At 58.6% G+C, this 15,519-nt stretch carries 17 protein-coding genes; 2 read left to right on the top strand and 15 right to left on the bottom strand.

Annotated elements, in window-relative coordinates; all coding sequences use genetic code 11:
• Positions 1–108: 108 nt before the first annotated feature.
• From DWX63_RS06515 to DWX63_RS06485, 7 genes are all read right to left on the bottom strand, one after another.
• Positions 109–1,275, bottom strand: a complete 1,167-nt coding sequence (locus tag DWX63_RS06515; RefSeq protein WP_117843181.1) for an SIS domain-containing protein — start codon at positions 1,273–1,275, stop codon at positions 109–111.
• Between the two features lie 114 nt (positions 1,276–1,389).
• Entirely contained in the window at positions 1,390–2,121 is a 732-nt protein-coding gene (locus DWX63_RS06510; protein ID WP_117756828.1) for a GntR family transcriptional regulator, read from the bottom strand.
• A 185-nt stretch (positions 2,122–2,306) separates the two neighbouring features.
• The gene (locus DWX63_RS06505; RefSeq protein WP_089572402.1) at positions 2,307–3,389 is read right to left on the bottom strand and encodes a PTS system mannose/fructose/sorbose family transporter subunit IID; all 1,083 of its coding nucleotides are present in this window, start codon (positions 3,387–3,389) and stop codon (positions 2,307–2,309) included.
• Positions 3,379–4,179: a PTS sugar transporter subunit IIC gene (locus tag DWX63_RS06500; RefSeq protein WP_089572403.1), complete on the bottom strand. Its 801-nt coding sequence runs from the start codon at positions 4,177–4,179 to the stop codon at positions 3,379–3,381. The genes DWX63_RS06505 and DWX63_RS06500 overlap by 11 nt, the downstream gene beginning before the upstream one ends.
• A 90-nt stretch (positions 4,180–4,269) precedes the next feature.
• Entirely contained in the window at positions 4,270–4,752 is a 483-nt protein-coding gene (gene agaV, locus DWX63_RS06495; protein WP_089572404.1) for a PTS N-acetylgalactosamine transporter subunit IIB, read from the bottom strand.
• A 36-nt stretch (positions 4,753–4,788) separates the two neighbouring features.
• Positions 4,789–5,070 carry a preprotein translocase subunit YajC gene (yajC, locus tag DWX63_RS06490; RefSeq protein WP_022094612.1) on the bottom strand — a complete coding sequence of 94 codons (282 nt, stop codon included), beginning with the start codon at positions 5,068–5,070 and terminating at the stop codon, positions 4,789–4,791.
• Entirely contained in the window at positions 5,070–5,513 is a 444-nt protein-coding gene (locus DWX63_RS06485; protein WP_117843180.1) for a PTS fructose transporter subunit IIA, read from the bottom strand. Before DWX63_RS06485 ends, yajC begins: the two co-directional genes overlap by 1 nt.
• 702 nt (positions 5,514–6,215) lie before the next feature.
• Here DWX63_RS06485 and DWX63_RS06480 point away from each other — a divergent pair.
• The gene (locus DWX63_RS06480) at positions 6,216–6,854 is read left to right on the top strand and encodes a hypothetical protein (RefSeq protein WP_117843179.1); all 639 of its coding nucleotides are present in this window, start codon (positions 6,216–6,218) and stop codon (positions 6,852–6,854) included.
• Positions 6,855–6,863: 9 nt separating this feature from the next.
• On the top strand, positions 6,864–7,100 hold the full coding sequence (locus DWX63_RS06475; protein ID WP_117843178.1) for a helix-turn-helix transcriptional regulator: 237 nt from the start codon (positions 6,864–6,866) through the stop codon (positions 7,098–7,100).
• A 113-nt stretch (positions 7,101–7,213) separates the two neighbouring features.
• On the opposite strand, the gene DWX63_RS06470 is transcribed toward DWX63_RS06475, so the two are convergent.
• From DWX63_RS06470 to DWX63_RS06435, 8 genes are all read right to left on the bottom strand, one after another.
• Positions 7,214–8,296 (bottom strand): hypothetical protein, encoded by a 1,083-nt coding sequence (locus DWX63_RS06470; protein ID WP_117843177.1) that lies wholly within the window; start codon positions 8,294–8,296, stop codon positions 7,214–7,216.
• Between the two features lie 126 nt (positions 8,297–8,422).
• On the bottom strand, positions 8,423–9,508 hold the full coding sequence (locus DWX63_RS06465; RefSeq protein WP_117843176.1) for an isocitrate/isopropylmalate dehydrogenase family protein: 1,086 nt from the start codon (positions 9,506–9,508) through the stop codon (positions 8,423–8,425).
• 6 nt (positions 9,509–9,514) lie between these two features.
• A complete protein-coding gene (locus DWX63_RS06460; RefSeq protein WP_117843175.1) occupies positions 9,515–10,213 on the bottom strand; it encodes a HEAT repeat domain-containing protein in 699 nt (232 codons plus the stop codon).
• A 15-nt stretch (positions 10,214–10,228) separates the two neighbouring features.
• On the bottom strand, positions 10,229–10,657 hold the full coding sequence (locus DWX63_RS06455) for a hypothetical protein (RefSeq protein ID WP_117716283.1): 429 nt from the start codon (positions 10,655–10,657) through the stop codon (positions 10,229–10,231).
• A gap of 5 nt (positions 10,658–10,662) precedes the next feature.
• Positions 10,663–11,742 (bottom strand): NAD(P)-dependent oxidoreductase, encoded by a 1,080-nt coding sequence (locus DWX63_RS06450; protein ID WP_117843174.1) that lies wholly within the window; start codon positions 11,740–11,742, stop codon positions 10,663–10,665.
• 98 nt (positions 11,743–11,840) lie between these two features.
• Positions 11,841–12,794 (bottom strand): DegV family protein, encoded by a 954-nt coding sequence (locus tag DWX63_RS06445; protein WP_117635812.1) that lies wholly within the window; start codon positions 12,792–12,794, stop codon positions 11,841–11,843.
• A 79-nt stretch (positions 12,795–12,873) separates the two neighbouring features.
• Positions 12,874–13,458, bottom strand: coding sequence for a ribosome hibernation-promoting factor, HPF/YfiA family (gene hpf / locus DWX63_RS06440; protein ID WP_035137685.1), 585 nt, complete (start codon positions 13,456–13,458; stop codon positions 12,874–12,876).
• A 317-nt stretch (positions 13,459–13,775) separates the two neighbouring features.
• Positions 13,776–14,783: an ABC transporter substrate-binding protein gene (locus tag DWX63_RS06435; RefSeq protein WP_158559628.1), complete on the bottom strand. Its 1,008-nt coding sequence runs from the start codon at positions 14,781–14,783 to the stop codon at positions 13,776–13,778.
• Positions 14,784–15,519 lie beyond the last annotated feature (736 nt).

Here is a 15,519-nt window from a genome sequence, read left to right as displayed (position 1 = left end):
TTGCTTCTAAAGCAGTTGACTGTGGTGATGCTTATACCCAGCTCACGTAAAACAAAAAGCGCCCGCCCGCCGTTATGAGCGGACGGGCGCCCTTACAGGGGGACGCGATTAAGCGGTGAAGGGGTGAATCGTCACGCCCTTGACCACGCGGTTGACCGTGCCGGTGGGGCTCGGCGTATCGGGCGTGTTGCCCACGCGCACGGAGTTGAGCAGGCTGATTGCCTGGGCAAACATCACGAACGGCAGAGCAAGGTAACCCTCGGGGAGTGCCTCATAGCCCTTAAAGGTGAAGGACTCACCCTCGTAGACAGTAGCGCCATCCTGCTGAACGGCAACGGTGCGCTGAGCAATATCGTCGCCACCGATCTCGTTGAGGATGTCGATGTCGTACTGACGGGTGTAGGCGTCGTTGTTGACGAATACGAAGACGAGCGTCTTATCGTCGACGAAGGACTTAGGTCCGTGACGATAGCCCATGGAGGTGTCGTAGGAAGTGGCAACCAGGCCATGAGCAAGCTCGAGTATCTTGAGCTGGCTCTCCTGAGCAAGGCCGCCAAAGGAGCCGGAGCCAAGGTAGGTCACGCGGTTGAAGTCGACAGCGAGGTAGTCGGCAACCTCAGACTCGCGAGCGATGACCTCCTCGCCCATCTTGGCGATGGTCTCGACCCACTCGGCCTTCTGCTCGTCGGAAGCCTCGTCAAAGATGAGAGTAGAGAGCAGGGTCATGCAGGTGTAGGAGCCGGTCATGGCGAAGCCCTTGTCGTTGGCGCGCGGGATGAGCAGCGTCAGCGCATTGGGATCATCAGCGGACTCGACAGCGAGCTTGCCCTCGGGAGCGCAGGTGATGTTGAGGAACTTGACGTTGTGGACGAGCTCCTTGGCAACGGCGACGGCGGCAAGGCTCTCGGGGCTGTTGCCAGAGCGGGCAAAGGAAACCACGAGCGTGGGATCCTCGGCGCGCAGGAAGTCGCGCGGGGCGCTCACGATATCGGTCGTGGCGATGGGCTTAAAGTCGTAGAGATCAGTGTTGCCAGCGTGACGCAGGTACGGGGCGCAGGTATCGCCAACATAGTCGGACGTACCGGCACCGGTGAAGACAACGGACAGACGGCCCTCGCCCATAGCGCGAGCCTCAGCCAGAAAGGCCTCGATGGCCTCCTTGTTCTCGCGATAGATGTTGAGCGTATCACGCCAAAGCTCGGGCTGCTGAGCAATCTCGGCCGTGGTGATCTGGGCGCCGAGCTCGGTGAGCTCCTCGACACTCTTCTCGAACATTTCTAATACCTCTCTCTAGAAGTAATCCTCTGACGTGCAATTATACACTTCGGTTGGTTATCTGGTAGTAACCAGTTAAATACAAACAATCATCATATGGAAACGATGCCAACACTAGTCGCTACGCTGGTGGTAAACCTTGTATTTAAACTGATCGGCACGAGCAACCGAGAGCGTATACTCCACAACCTCGTTTGACTCGTTATACGTAGTCCTAACCAAATCGAGCACAGGCGAGCCCTCGACAATTTCCAAAAGGTGGGCATCGGTGGGACGGGCTATGCTCGCATAGAACTCCTCTTCGGCCACGCGTATCTTTTGCTGAAAGTCTTGCTCAATCACATCGTAAAGCGGCTTACGCTCCAGCAGCGGTCGCTTTAGGGATAGAAATTGACGAACCGGTAGATAGCTGCGTTCGACCATCATGGGCATGTTGTCGGCAGAACGAAGGCGCTTGAGCTTAAAAATGCGATCACCGATACGCAATCCCATATGCTCGGCCAGATTCTTATCGGCCTCCATCTCGCAAAACTCGAGAATCGTGGTCTCAGGGACACGACCCATCGCGCGCATCTGCTCGGTAAAGCTGTAGGACTGCATAAGATTGGTTGCCTTTGCCGAACGGTCGGTCACAAAGGTACCGCGACCGTGCTGCCGAACCACCAGTCCTAAACGCTCCAGTTCCTGCAGAGCCAGGCGTACCGTAGTGCGCGAGAGACCATAGCGCTCCGAAAGTTCGCGCTCGGAAGGAATCATGTCACCGGCGCGATATTCATGGTCAATCTTTTCGGTCAGAATATCGACCAGCTGATCGTACAGCGGTTGCTTACGCGCTCCGATCGCCATCCTATCCTCCCTTTTGCTCGAATTCGGCTAACCACCTAGGGTGTTATGCATTATCTGTCTGCCACACCCGAATCAACAAGAAAACAAAAGCCGCGCGCTCTTTCGAGCACGCGGCTTTTAACATACACATGGCTTAAGGGGTCGGGGTGTGAGCCGCGTAGGGACACACCCCTCAAGCTAGAGCCTTACCAGATGCTCGGCCAGAGACCAAGCGGGCCAGCGCCCAGGATGCCCAGGACGAAGAGCAGCAGAATGCCCTTGGTCGGGGTCCAGCTGTGCTTAGCGAACATGTAGTAAAGCAGCAGCGTAAGCATAAGCGGAACGAGCTTCGGGACGATGGTGTTGAGGGTGTCGGCAACAGAGAAGTTGACCGGATCCTCGGTGACGGTAGCGTAGGTCACGGACTCCATGCCGTTGCCCAGATCGGCGACGCCGCACTTGACCTCGTTGCCGTCGGCATCGACGGCGGTGAGGGCGTTGCCGTCCTCATCGGTCATGGCGATGGTACCGGCCTCAGCGGTCTCGGTATCGATGCCCTCCATACCGGTGAAGTTCTCGGCCTCCTTCTCGGAGACGATCACGGTAGTAGGGGCAAGGCCACGGGTGGTGCCGTTGGGGATCTGGAGGTTGATCTGGGTGCCACCCATGGTGACGACCAGGCAACCGACGACGAAGACGCCCATGATGGAAGCGGCACGCGTGAAGGCCTGCATGTTGGCGGTCAGAGCGTCAATAGCGCTGGTGCCAAGCTTGTAGGACCAGTTCATGAGCCAGAAGCGCAGTGCGAACTGGACGACGTTGAAGATCACCAGGAAGATGATCGGCGCAGCGGCGTTGCCGTTGATGGCCATGTTGGAGGTGATGCCGGCCGTGATAGGCACGAGCGTCAGCCAGAACAGGGCGTCACCAATACCACCGAGCGGGCCCATTGCGGCGACGCGGACGGCGCGAATCGTGGGGATGTCAACCTTGTTCTGCTCGAGCGAAAGCACGATGCCCATAACAAAGGTGACGAGGAACGGGTGAGTGTTGAAGAACTCCAGGTTGTGGCTCATGGAAGCCGCGAGGTCGTTCTTGTTGGTGTGGATCTTCTCCAGACCGGGGATGATGGAGTAGAGCCAACCAGCGGCCTGCATACGCTCGTAGTTGAACGAGGCCTGCAGGAAGCAGGAACGCCAAGCCATCTTGTTGAGGGTCTTCTGGTCGAGCTGCGGAGCAGGAGTGAGATCCTCGTAGTGCTCCGGGATCACATACTCATTAGATGCCATCTTCGAAGTCACCTCCGTCAGAAACAGCTGCACCCTTCAGCTCGGTCTGCTGCTGGAAGTCCCAGAAAGCGATGCCGAAGCCGATGAGAGCGAGGATGAGCAGAGCAGGGGTTGCCAGAGAATCGTTGGCAACGGTGATGAGCGCGAGGCCAAAGCCCATGAGGAAGAAGCCCCACATATCGCGGTTCATCATAACCTTGAGCAGGACGGCGAAGCCGACGAAGCGCATCATGCCGCCTGCAGCGGAAAGACCGGTCTGCAGCCAAGTCGGGATGGCGGAAGCGATGGTCTGACCGATGGTGGCGCCAGCGATGAAGAACAGGGTGACGACGACGGCGAAGATCAGGCCGAGCAGAGCCATGGCGAAGTAGTTCAGACGCTCGATACCCTTGGTGTCAGCGTTGTGAGCCATGTTGTCCGCAGAGGACATGAGCGGCGACATAAGCGTGAAGACCAGGGTAACGCCGAGCTGACCAAGCAGAGCGAACGGAATGGCAAGGCCGACTGCCGCGTTGGGCTCGAGGCCCGTAGCGATAGCGAGAATGGCTGCCATGATGCCGCCGATGACGGCGTTAGGCGGCTGAGCGCCTCCGATCGGCATGTTGCCGATCGTCATGAGCTGATAAGTACCACCCACGAGAAGACCGGTGTTGAGGTCGCCAAGGATAAGACCGATGACGGCGCCGGTGACGATGGGCTGATAGAGAGACTCGAGGAAGTTGAACTGGTCGATTGCCGCGACGAACGTGACGATGAAGACCAGAGCGACCTGGATGATCGAGTATTCCATCTTGCTCCTCCTTTCAAAATGTATGTACGCACTTTGGATTTCACGTACAGAGTGTCAGGGTTTCACTCCTGACAACGTGGATCACGAAGACTACGAGAAGAGCTTGCTCGTGTCCTCAACAGGCGTGCTCGGAACGCGCCTGATCTCCAACTCCACCCCCAATTCCTGCAGCTCTTTAAACGCAGCGACATCCTCGTCGTTAACTGCGACGGAGGTGGCGACTTGGCGCTTTCCTTCCGACATGTGCATGTTGCCGATGTTTACCTTCTTTATAGGCACACCGCCCTTGACGAGCGTAAGCACGTCTTCCGGTGTTTCGGCCACGATGAAGATCTTCTGGCGCGGGCTCGCCTTGCCGATGACGTCGATGGTCTTCTGCAGGGAGAAGAAACGCGTAGCGACGCCGGCGGGAGCGGCCATCTTCATGAGGTTCTGGCGCATGGTGTTGGTCGACACATCGTCGTTGGCGACGAGAATGAGGTTGGAGCCCAGGGTGGAGTTCCACTGGGTAGCGACCTGACCATGGACCAGTCGGTTATCGATGCGGGTAAGAAGAATGTTGGGTTCTGCCATGTTGATCAGCTTCCTTTCGTTATTTGCTGACGACAGTTACTTGATCTCCTGAATCGCGTAACGCGAAACATCTACAACGGCGCCGGATCGGACTTTGATCTGGACCTTCTCGCCTTCGATGCCTTTGACGGTTCCGTAGATACCGCCGGCGAAAAGAACCTCCTGACCCGGCTTGAGCTCGGTGTGCAGCTCCTTGAAGTACTTCTGCTTCTTCTTCATGTTGATTTGCGACCAGATGGTGTAAATCAAGCCCATAATGACAAGCAGGCCTAAAAGGGCGACCGAGGAGCTCAGGACGTTGGCTCCGAAATCGGCCATTAGATGCCGTCCTCGTCGCCGAAGATATCCTCTTCGTCGGAGCCGGCAACGGATGCGACCGTCTGGGCGGTGATGCCCGTCTGGCCAACGGTCACGGCCTGCTCGCCAAGCTCGGCGAGCGTGGCGTTACCGCGGAGGAACAGAAGCTCAATAACCATGGGAAGGTTGGTGCCGGTCAGGACCTCGACATTGTCGACATCCTGGGCGATCATCATCGACTGGTTGAACGGGGTACCGCCAAGCAGGTCGGTAAAGACGAGCACGCCATCGCACTCCTCGCGCATGGCGGTAATAGCGGCGCGGAGATCCTCATCGTAGGAAGCAGCCTGGTCGCCCTCGAAAGGAACGACGGTAAAAGCGGGCTGGTCGCCGGCAACCATAGCGATAGCGCTTGCAAGGCCGGGTGCGAACTGTCCATGACCGGTAAGAATAAAGCCAACCATTCAAATTTCCCTTCCGAAGGTGTGTACGATCTGAGTCCGATGATGTTCGGAAGCCAACGGGCAATCGCCCTTAAAGCTTCTTGGAAAGCGTTCTTTGAGAACCAGTGGTCTCTCAACTGGTAGTAACCACGTGACGTGTTGTTGTCACTATATCACCACAGAAGAGGTTGCTTTCGTTGATTCATACAGTAAAACGTTTTTGCACCGTTCACGGTAAAAAATCGACCGTTTACCGCTCGTTAACACTTCTACCTGCAGTTTTGAAACCATTTCGAAATGCTTTGGCAAAAGATCGGAACTCTTTTCGTGTCAATACAACGCGGGGCGGCTAAAAATAGCGTAAAGAAAAATTGCAGGTCATTGTGAAGATTTGTGAATTGGTCTTTTTGACTTAATACCAGTTAGAACCAGTTTAGAAATTATCGGTGAACGGTAGTTTTCGACCGTTCACCGGTTATTTCCAATCGTTTGCAGCTCTTTTTCCATATGAATTAGGGAGACCCGATGAAGCACTTGCGCGGTTGCGGGAAATTTCGATACTCGTCCATCCCCCACGTGCCAAACTCTCACTCCCTGGATATGCCATAAGCTCTCGCTATTCGTCTTATAAACATTACTTACTCTAATCTGTAATTGTTTATCGTTTATCGTTAAGTATGTTATATAAATTAAGTATCATCCAAGACATTGGTTGGAGGAGCTATGATCCGCTGGAACGTATCCAAATCGAATAAAGCCATCAACCGCGAACAGGCAATAGCCGATCTGAGGAAGCTCACTCACATCTGCAAATGGGCCACAATCTGCACCACCGTGGCGCTCGCTCTGGGACTCTTCGCAGTCATTGCAATCGAGCTTCTACTCATATTGCCTAGCCTCTCCCAAGGGTTCTATCTTCAATCCGTAGAGTTTAAGGCTGGCGAAGGACCGTTTCTCGCTCTCGTCGGCACCAACGCACAGACCCCTCTTATGCTTGTCGCGCACGACGGTCATACTGCCATAGGGAGCGTCATGATGACATGCCTCGCGCTTGCCATCGCGCTAAGCGCATACAGGTTTTTCTCCGCCATTGAAAAGGCGGGAAGGCCCTTTGACCTCGAATGCATCCGCATACTACGTCAAGCAGGACATTTGTTCCTTATTGGCGGCGTTGCTGTGAAGCTTCTTGGTGCCATAGCCACGGGGCTGATACTCTCAGGATTTGGCGGCAACTTTACGGATGCGCTTGGCGGCCAGCTGCTCGACCCCTCTATGCTCTTTGCAGGCCTGATTATTAGCTTGATTGCCAGCGTCTTCCAGTACGGGTGTATCCTGCAAATACAAGATGACGAGTTGCTCTAGGGGGAATCCATGATTATTCTGCGGCTCGACCGCATGCTTGCCGAACGCAAGATCTCATCCAAAGATCTTGCGGAACGCGTGGGTATCTCCCAGGTCAATATGTCGCGTATCAAGACGGGCAAGGTTTCTGCCGTGCGCTTTTCAACTCTTGACGCGATATGCCGGGCACTCGACTGCCAACCGGGCGATGTGCTGGAATATATACCTGACGATGAAGCCGATAACCTCTTTGGACTTAAAGATTAATAGGCATAATGTAGCCACCAGCGCCCAAACGCAAATAGCCCGCTAGAACGGATATCGTTCTAGCGGGCTTATTCAGATAGTTCGGCTACGCGATCGATAAGCTCAGGCAAACCTTACGCGAACAGGCCGTAGATGCTGATGTTGGCCTTGGCGTACAGGCCGTTAGCGTACTCGGTCCACTTGGAGCTGGCGCTCGAAGCCTGCGAGGAGTACTGCTGGTAGGCGGTGTAATAGGCGGTCATGGCCTGCTTGTAGGTGGCACTATCGGCGGTAAAGGCATCGTCGGCGAAGGCCTTAGCGTAGGTGCTGTTCTCGTCCTTCCAGGTTCCCTTCGAGCTATCCCACTCGTCACCGGCAAGGTTGATGATGTAGTCGGCGTAATCCTTGCTCGCGGTCTCCTCGTTGCCGTCAGCAGGCTCAGTCGGAGCAGTCGGCATGCTTGCGGAGCCATCGCCCACCTTCTTCTTGTAGAGCTTCTGCAGCGTCGCAGACTGACGGACGATCTGCTTGGCCTGGTCCTTGGACACGCCGTACTGCGTGGCCATGGTCTTGTAGTCGGAGGTGCCGATGGAATCCTCGGCGTACTGCTTCATTTCCTTGGAAGAAACGGTAATGCCCTCGTCCTCGGCAGCGTCCAGCAGGATCTTGTTGCGCACGTAGGACAGGATAACGTCGGCAGACGGAGCGGTGTAGTTGCCATCGCTATCCTTGACGGTGTCGAGGCTGTACTGGCTCTCGATAGCCTCGCGCGCGGTGATATCGCTCTTCTTGCCGTTGTAGCTATAGCTTGCCACGGTCGAATCGAGCTGGTCCTCGGTCAGGGTCGACGAGCCGACACCCTTGCCGCCAAAGCCGCCATTGCCAATAAAGAAGCCGACCACCGCAGCAATCACGATGGCGACCACAAAGGCGGCGATCATCGTCTTCTTGTGCTTGGATGCATGGTCGTCCGCATCGGAGTCGTCCTCGTCCTGCTCCTCGGGCATGAGGTTCTCGTCGGCGGCGTCCGCGGCGATCTTTGCCTCCAGGCGAGCATCCTCCTCCTCGGCCGTCGTGCCGGCGGCAATGTGCTCGGCAGACGTGCCGGCGACCAGGTCGATCTTCTCGTCCTCGTCACCGTCGGGGCCTTCGCCGCGCTCGATGATCTGGATGCCGTCGATCTCGTCCTTCTCGTCCTTCTTTTGAATCAGACCCATATCAATTACTCCTTGTTAGGAAACATAGTCCCCAATAGAATACGCCCGACGAGGCGCCGGGCGTATTCATTCTTAGGTTATACGCAAACACTTAAGTACTATTTAGGCGTTTGCAGCGTGCGTACCTTAGGCCAGGTGCGCGATAACGGCATCGGCAAAGGCCTGCGTGCCCACGGCCCCCTCGACGGAGCCGGTCTGAGCACGGCGCACGTCACCGGTAACCTGCTCGCCCTCGCCAAGCGTGGCGGAGACGGCGGCGCGAATGCGGTTGGCGGCGTCGTTCTCGCCCAGGTGATCGAGCATCATCGCAGCAGAGAGAATCTCGGCCGTGGGGTTGGCGACATCCTGGCCAGCGATATCGGGCGCGGAGCCGTGCGTAGCCTCAAAGATTGCGCAGTCGGCACCGATGTTGGAGCCGGGTGCCATGCCCAGACCACCCACCAGGCCGGCGCACAGGTCGCTCACGATGTCGCCGTACAGGTTGGGCAGCACCAGGACATCGAAGTCATTGGGGTTTTGGACCAGGCCCATGCAGGTGGCGTCGACGATCTTGTCGTTGAACTCGATATCGGGATAGCTGGCGGCCACCTTGCGCGCCACGCGCAGGAACAGGCCGTCGGTCGCCTTCATGATGTTGGCCTTGTGCACGGCCGTCACCTTTTTGCGGCCGCAGCGGCGGGCGTACTCAAAGGCATACTCCACAATGCGACGGCTCTTGGCGATGGAGATCGGCTTGATCGAGATGGCGGAATCGGCTGCGAAGGTCTTCTGGCCCGAGCGCTCGACAAGCTGCGAGAGCTCCTCGACCTCGGCAGCGCCCTCATCGAACTCGATGCCGGCGTAGAGGTCCTCGGTGTTCTCGCGCACGATGACCAGGTCGACGTCGCGGAAGCGCGAGCCGTCGCCCGGCTGCGACAGGCAGGGGCGCACGCAGGCGTACAGGTCGAAGTGCTTGCGCAGGGCGACGTTAACGCTGCGGAAGCCCGTGCCGACCGGTGTGGTGATGGGGCCCTTGATGGCAACCTTGGTCTCGGCGACCGCATCGAGCACATGTTGGGGCAGCGGCGTGCCAAACTCGTCCATGACGCCGGCACCGGCCTCCTGGACGTTCCAGTTGATCTGGACACCGGTGGCCTCGACCACGCGGCGCATGGCCTGCGTAATCTCGGGACCGATACCGTCACCGGGAATCAGGACTACATCGTGCGCCATAATCTGTTACTCCTCGTCTTCGGCGTCGTCAGATTTTTTAACGCTAGCACGCTTCTTCTTTTTGGAGAGATCCAGGCCAAAACGTTTAACAAGCATTTCGCAAATCTCGCTCGAACGGGCCTTGAGATAGCTGCCCTTACCGTTCTCGGCATCGAACTTAAGGCGCAGCGCAAGCTTCTCGGCAACCACGGCGTCGATCTCGCCCTGGCAAAACTCGTACAGGCAACCGAGCATGTCGCGATACTCAAGGTCGCCGTGGTAGCACTGGATGGCCTCGTCCAGGATGGGCCAAGCTTCGCGCGAGCGCTCGACGCTCGTGGCACCCCACACGCACAGCAGGCGGAAGGCGGCATAGCGCAGCGTGGAGGAGATCTCGTCGAACAGTGCGGTCTCGGCGCCTTCAAAGGCATCGCCCAGCTGCTCGGGGCAGGTGGTGGCGAGCGCCGTCAGGGCATCGAGGGCCTCCCAGCGGGTCTGCGCCTCGGGGCGGTCGAGCGCCTCGATCAACGCGGGCACGCAGGGCACGACGCGCTGCGGATCGCGCTCGGCAAGCAGGTGCAGCACGCGGGCGGCAAACTGGCGGATGCGGCGCGTGGGGCAGCCGAGCTCCTGGACCAGTCGATCGACGGCGTTCTCGTTCTCCTCTGCCAGCTGGAGCTGTGCCAGCTCCTCGTCGGTGAGCTGTTCGTCTTTGTTTTCTGCCATAGTTACCTCTTCTTTTTATTTCTTGGCGTGCTTGCCAGCACCCTTGCTGTCATCGGTGACCGAGATGAGCTGTCGGTCGGCCGCGCCATTGCGACGTGCACGGCGGCGTTCCTCGGCATCGCCCGCGTCGGCGGCGGCGCGGTGAGCCTTGTTGACGTTAAAGACCTCGTCGTGCTTGCGCCACGGGCCGACGGACTCGCCAAAGCTCATCTTAAGGCCGGCGATAAAGCCACCGAGCCAGCCGATCGGCGCAAACTGCACCAGCGGGAACAGCGAGAACACCCAGGTCAGCAGGACGACTGCCGCCGCTCCTGCAAAGTTGGCAATCCAGTAGTCGCGCTTGGTGATGACACGCTTTTCGCACGCCCACTGGCCGCACAGAAAGCCGATGTAGATCGCAAAGAGAAAGAGCGCCAGCGCAAGCACCACGAACGTCCAGCTCATGGGCGCTACTCCCCGTGATGGTGGCCACAGCAGCACTCGTGGCCGTCGTCATGGCCGTGGCCGCCGCAGCACTCGTGGTCCTCGCCGCGGTGATGGCCACAACCGCACTCGTGGTCGTCACCATGCTCGCCGCAACCGCAGCCTTCCTCGTGGGCACCGTGCTCCTCGGGACGATACTTCGACCAGTCCAGACCGGCGGCGATGGCGTCGGCCTCCTCCTTATAGAGGACCGTGATGGCCTGGGTGCCCAGCTTGGCGCCACCGATAGCGTCGAGCATGTCGTAGAGCGTAAAGGCCACGTCGGCGCCGGGCAGCGCGAGCTCGCGGTCATCGGCGTAGGCGAGCGCCAGACGCAGGTCCTTAATGAAGTGCTCGACCATAAAGCCGGGCTTGTAGTCGCCATCGAGCGCCTTGGGCGCCAGGCTCTCCATGGCGCCGGACTTGCCGGTGCCGCCCAGGATCATCTGACGGGTCTTCTCCAGATCAAGGCCGCTCAGCTCGGCAAACGCCAGCGCATCGGCCATGCCGACCATGCAGGCGCCCAGCGACACCTGGTTGGCGAGCTTGGCAGCCTGGCCCTTGCCAGCGCCGTCGAAGCAGCAGATGTTGGCCGCGAAGGTGGCAAGGATGTCGCGGACTGGGGCGATATCGTTCTCGGTGGCGCCCACGATAGCCGTGAGCGTGCCGGCGATAGCACCAGACTCGCCGCCGGTGACGGGGCAGTCAAACGCCATGTGGCCGGAAACCTGGGCGGCCTCGGCAATGTCGCGCGCCAGCTCGGGGGAGCTCGTGGTGAGGTCGATCAGCACCGCGCCCGGCTTGGTGCACGCGAGCAGGCCGTCGCCCGCCAGGTAGAGCTCCTCGACCTCGGAGGGATAGCCCACCATGGTAAAGACGACATCGGCGTTCGCCGCGGCATCTGCCGGCGTATCGGCCCAGACGGCACCGCGCTCGATAAGCGCCGCCGCCTTGGACTTAGTGCGGTTGTTGACCGTGACGAGATAGCCGGCGTCCAGAATGTGGCCGGCGATGGGGGCACCCATGATTCCGGTGCCGATAAATGCGACAGAGAGCTTGTTTGCCATGAAACCTTTCCTTTTGGGTTGGGTGTTATTACCAGGTTGAATACTCGGTGCCAGCGTTTGGGCTGTGAGTTGGGATCGATTACGGCCGCGTTACTTGCCTACTGACCGCGCACGCGGCGGGCGATGCGGTCGGAAAGCGACGCCTTGTCGGCGCGGTTCTTACCCCAAAACGCGCAGGCCACCATGCCGGGGCCCACGTGCGAGCCAATGGTGGGACCCACGGAGCTGCGAATGATCGTGACGTCGGCGCAACCCTCCTCCTTGCGGATGGCGGCTTCGAGCCAGTCGCCGTCCTTTTCGGCATCGGCCGTCATAATGGCGATGGGCATGGTGCGATCGGGCACATAGTTCTCGCGGAACGACTTGAGAATGGACTTGAGCGCCTTCTTGCGACCGCGGTTGACGCCGATCAGCGACAGCGAGCCGGCCAGGTCGTAGGACAGCTCGGGTTTGACGTCGAGCTTTGCCGTGAGCTGTGCCGCCGCGGGCGGAATGCGGCCGCCGGCAGCCAGCGCGTCAAAGCTCTCGAGCGTAAAGTAACCGTGGACATAGGTCTTAGCCTCGTTTGCCCAGTCGACCAGCTGCTTGGCGGTCAGTCCCGCCGAACGCTGGCGCACGGCCTCGAGCGCCAAGAGCGCGCCGGTCGCGCAGGGCAGAGCGTTGTCGACCACGTACAGCTCAAAGTTGGGATACTCGGCACGCACGGCGTCCGCCGCCTGGCACGCGGAGTTGTAGCTCGACGACAGCGCCGAGGTAAAGCACAGGTAGACCGTGGGCGTGCCCTCTTTGGCGCACTCGGTAAAGAACTCGATATAGCGACCGAGCGACACAGCCGAGGTGGACACGCGGGCACCGGCGCGCATGCGATCGTAAAACTCCTTGGGTGTGATGCTCGACCAGATGTCATCCGTGCGCTCCTCGCCATCGATAATGAAGGGGAAACCCAAGATATCGACATCGAGGTTCGCGGCGACCTCGGGGCTAAAGTCGCAGCAGGTATCGACGACGATGCGGCAACGGTCCGAATGACCGGCGGATGCGGCCTTGTCCATCAAAGCGACTCCTTACGTAAAAAGGCGGCCACCCGCATGGGATGGCCGCCAACCGTTAACTCATGCAAGTTAACGTATTTTACTCGTCAAGTGTTTCGATGCGGGGCTTGATGATGCCATATCCACCATTCTTACGGTGATACACCACATTGATGAGACCGGTCGTCGCGTTCTCGAACACGTAGAAGTCGTGGCCCAGCAGATCGGTCTGCACCAGCGCCTGCTCCTCAGTCATCGGGGTGACGTCGATAACCTTCTCGCGGACGAGCAGGTCGTCCTCCTCCTCGGGCAGCAGCAGGTCGGCCAGATCCTCGACGCGCTCGACCGGCGCGACATCCGCGGCGCTGGCACCGCCCTGGCGGTTGTCCACGACCTTGGTCTTGAACTTACGCAGCTGGCGGGTGACCTTATCGGCGGAGAGGTCGATGGCGGCGTACATATCTGCACCGTGCTCGGCAACGCGAATCACCGAACCGCGGGCGCGAACCGTAACCTCGACGATTGCCGGGTTGGGGTTCGAGGGGTTCTTCTCATAGCGAAGTACAACGTCGACCGTCATGGGCTCGATATCGAAAACCTTGAGCGCCTCGCCGATCTTCTCATCCACATGCGCACGCAGAGCATCGGTTACCGTCGTCTTGCGTCCAGAAACCTTGATATCCATACGTGGCTCCAATCTGCCTCGGGGACTTACTGTACTGGCTATGTACCCATTGCCGTGCATTTAATCACGCGGATTCCTAAAGACCCGAATAACGATTGCTTGATACCGCATACCGAAGTCTCGCACTTTTCCGTGGCAAAGTGCGCTATAGAAGGGAGCCGACAGCTTTGTATTTGGTCCCGAAAATTGGCTTTGACCTGCTGGTTTTATAGGGATGAAAAAGCCGGGCTCCCCTATTGGGGAAGCCCGGCAGTGCGTGTTGAAACCGTGAAGAGGCGTCCTTTCCAACGTATAGGAGACACCACCCCTAGCAATAACTAGCTATTAAGTTTGTTAATGTCGTCGTCGGTGATGGTGCCTTCCTGGCTGGACGATTTGTCCTCGGAGGATGCGGTCTCATTGTTGGAATCGGAGGACTCGCTGCCGGAAGACGTGGTCTCACTGGACTCAGAGTCACCCGGCTGCACGTTAGCGCCCGAAACCGTCTTAGTGGTGAGGTCGTAGGGCATCCTGCCATACCAGACAGAGTGGACCGCCTCGAGCGTGCCGTCGGCCGTAATACCGTCGAGGGCATCGCTCACGGCACGGCACAGTTCGTCATTGGACGAGAGGCCCGCAACACCAAGCGTCGAGGGCGCCTCGAGCGAACCGGCATAGGAGACCTCGCTCATCAGGCGTGCAAGGTAGCCGCCGGCCGTGGAGTCGCAGATTACATAGTCGACCTCGCCGGACTCGAGCGCCTCAAAGCACTCGTTGATGTTGGAGTAGGTCTTTTGGTTGGCGGTGATGCTCTGCTTAGCAAGCGCCTCCTGCGAGGCCGAGGACATCTGGACACCCAGAGTAGACGTGTTAAGGGTATCGGTGGAAACGCTTAGCGACCCACCATCGCTGGTTTTACCGAACACGGAAGCGGCATCGTACAGGCAGGTGCCGAGCGAGCTAACGTCCCCGTCCGTGGAGTTGATCTCGCCGATAAAGATATCAGCCTTTTTGTCGCCGAGCGCGGAACCTGCCGAGGACGCATCGACAAAGGCGACCTTAAGGCCCATGCGGCTTGCGAGGGCGCGGGCAGCATCGACTGCATACCCCGTAAGCTCGCCGTCGGCGCCCTGCATTGCCTGCGGCGCATCGGAAGTATCGAGGGCGACCGTCAGGGTTCCGGGAGTGACCAGGGCATCGTCCGACACCGCCGGCGTGACGGTCTCGTACTCGATCTGGTCGATCGTGGGAGTCGTGAACGTAGACAGCGGGTTGAACGCGCATCCGCTCAGGCCCAAAACGGCAATGACCGCTGCGGTCCCAGCACCTAACCGAGCCGCGTGCATCAAGCTGCCCCTCACCATGTCCACTACCCTGCCTTCTGTGTCGTATACGATCCGTGCGTTGCGCGGAATATCAGGTTGTTCCCACCAGCTGACCTGGTATTTGACCCCACACTTGCGCACCGGGGCGTTTGCTCGGGAGGCCGCAGCCACCTTCACGACTGGCCCGCTCGCCCGCGAGGCGGTATTGCCCCAAAGAAAGTAGAACGGACGGTGCGGCTTACATCTAGGACGCGCCATGATTGCGCCGCGCGCACGCGGTCGCTTACGTGGATCCCTTTGACCGCGTCTGTCTTGGACTAGGACGGGCATTTCGTCCGTCCGCAACCACAGCCTGGTAGGAACGTAGCGCATTATAGCTAAGTTCAAGCTAAAGTTTAAGGTTAGGGGCGTCATTCGCATCGCGAGTACAGATTTCGCAGGTCAGGACGGGCTGCACGTGGCCAGATTGAGCTCGTCGCCCCCTATGGGGAGCCTCGAGACGCCCGTTTTAGGGGCCGTGTGCAAAAAACGGCAAATATGAGTACTGTTACCAATTTAGTAGCAGCGATTTTCCACCTCGTGAGCCGGTTTCGAGCTCATTTAGCCCTGCTTAGCGCCTTGATTTCCCACATTTGTTTATTATCTTCGCGATTTTTACCGTTTCTCGATCCGCAAATATCAGATTTTGCTGTTACTAATTTTGTATCAGTACTCATTTTTGCCACTTTTTGCACAGCACCTATAAACAGACCCCCTC

Origin of the sequence: Collinsella sp. AF20-14LB (assembly GCF_003459505.1) — a bacterium.
GTDB lineage: Bacteria > Actinomycetota > Coriobacteriia > Coriobacteriales > Coriobacteriaceae > Collinsella.
This window is presented reverse-complemented; position numbering and strand designations above follow the sequence as displayed.

What these genes read in the sequence shown, in the direction of transcription:
- DWX63_RS06460 (WP_117843175.1), bottom strand. Translation starts at nt 10,213, where the DNA reads ATGGCAGAAAACAAAGACGAACAGCTCACCGACGAGGAGCTGGCACAG.
- DWX63_RS06445 (WP_117635812.1), bottom strand. Translation starts at nt 12,794, where the DNA reads ATGGACAAGGCCGCATCCGCCGGTCATTCGGACCGTTGCCGCATCGTC.
- yajC (WP_022094612.1), bottom strand. Translation starts at nt 5,070, where the DNA reads ATGGCCGATTTCGGAGCCAACGTCCTGAGCTCCTCGGTCGCCCTTTTA.
- agaV (WP_089572404.1), bottom strand. Translation starts at nt 4,752, where the DNA reads ATGGCAGAACCCAACATTCTTCTTACCCGCATCGATAACCGACTGGTC.
- DWX63_RS06480 (WP_117843179.1), top strand. Translation starts at nt 6,216, where the DNA reads ATGATCCGCTGGAACGTATCCAAATCGAATAAAGCCATCAACCGCGAA.
- hpf (WP_035137685.1), bottom strand. Translation starts at nt 13,458, where the DNA reads ATGGATATCAAGGTTTCTGGACGCAAGACGACGGTAACCGATGCTCTG.
- DWX63_RS06515 (WP_117843181.1), bottom strand. Translation starts at nt 1,275, where the DNA reads ATGTTCGAGAAGAGTGTCGAGGAGCTCACCGAGCTCGGCGCCCAGATC.
- DWX63_RS06470 (WP_117843177.1), bottom strand. Translation starts at nt 8,296, where the DNA reads ATGGGTCTGATTCAAAAGAAGGACGAGAAGGACGAGATCGACGGCATC.
- DWX63_RS06435 (WP_158559628.1), bottom strand. Translation starts at nt 14,783, where the DNA reads ATGCACGCGGCTCGGTTAGGTGCTGGGACCGCAGCGGTCATTGCCGTT.
- DWX63_RS06505 (WP_089572402.1), bottom strand. Translation starts at nt 3,389, where the DNA reads ATGGCATCTAATGAGTATGTGATCCCGGAGCACTACGAGGATCTCACT.
- DWX63_RS06510 (WP_117756828.1), bottom strand. Translation starts at nt 2,121, where the DNA reads ATGGCGATCGGAGCGCGTAAGCAACCGCTGTACGATCAGCTGGTCGAT.
- DWX63_RS06465 (WP_117843176.1), bottom strand. Translation starts at nt 9,508, where the DNA reads ATGGCGCACGATGTAGTCCTGATTCCCGGTGACGGTATCGGTCCCGAG.
- DWX63_RS06455 (WP_117716283.1), bottom strand. Translation starts at nt 10,657, where the DNA reads ATGAGCTGGACGTTCGTGGTGCTTGCGCTGGCGCTCTTTCTCTTTGCG.
- DWX63_RS06450 (WP_117843174.1), bottom strand. Translation starts at nt 11,742, where the DNA reads ATGGCAAACAAGCTCTCTGTCGCATTTATCGGCACCGGAATCATGGGT.
- DWX63_RS06485 (WP_117843180.1), bottom strand. Translation starts at nt 5,513, where the DNA reads ATGGTTGGCTTTATTCTTACCGGTCATGGACAGTTCGCACCCGGCCTT.
- DWX63_RS06500 (WP_089572403.1), bottom strand. Translation starts at nt 4,179, where the DNA reads ATGGAATACTCGATCATCCAGGTCGCTCTGGTCTTCATCGTCACGTTC.
- DWX63_RS06475 (WP_117843178.1), top strand. Translation starts at nt 6,864, where the DNA reads ATGATTATTCTGCGGCTCGACCGCATGCTTGCCGAACGCAAGATCTCA.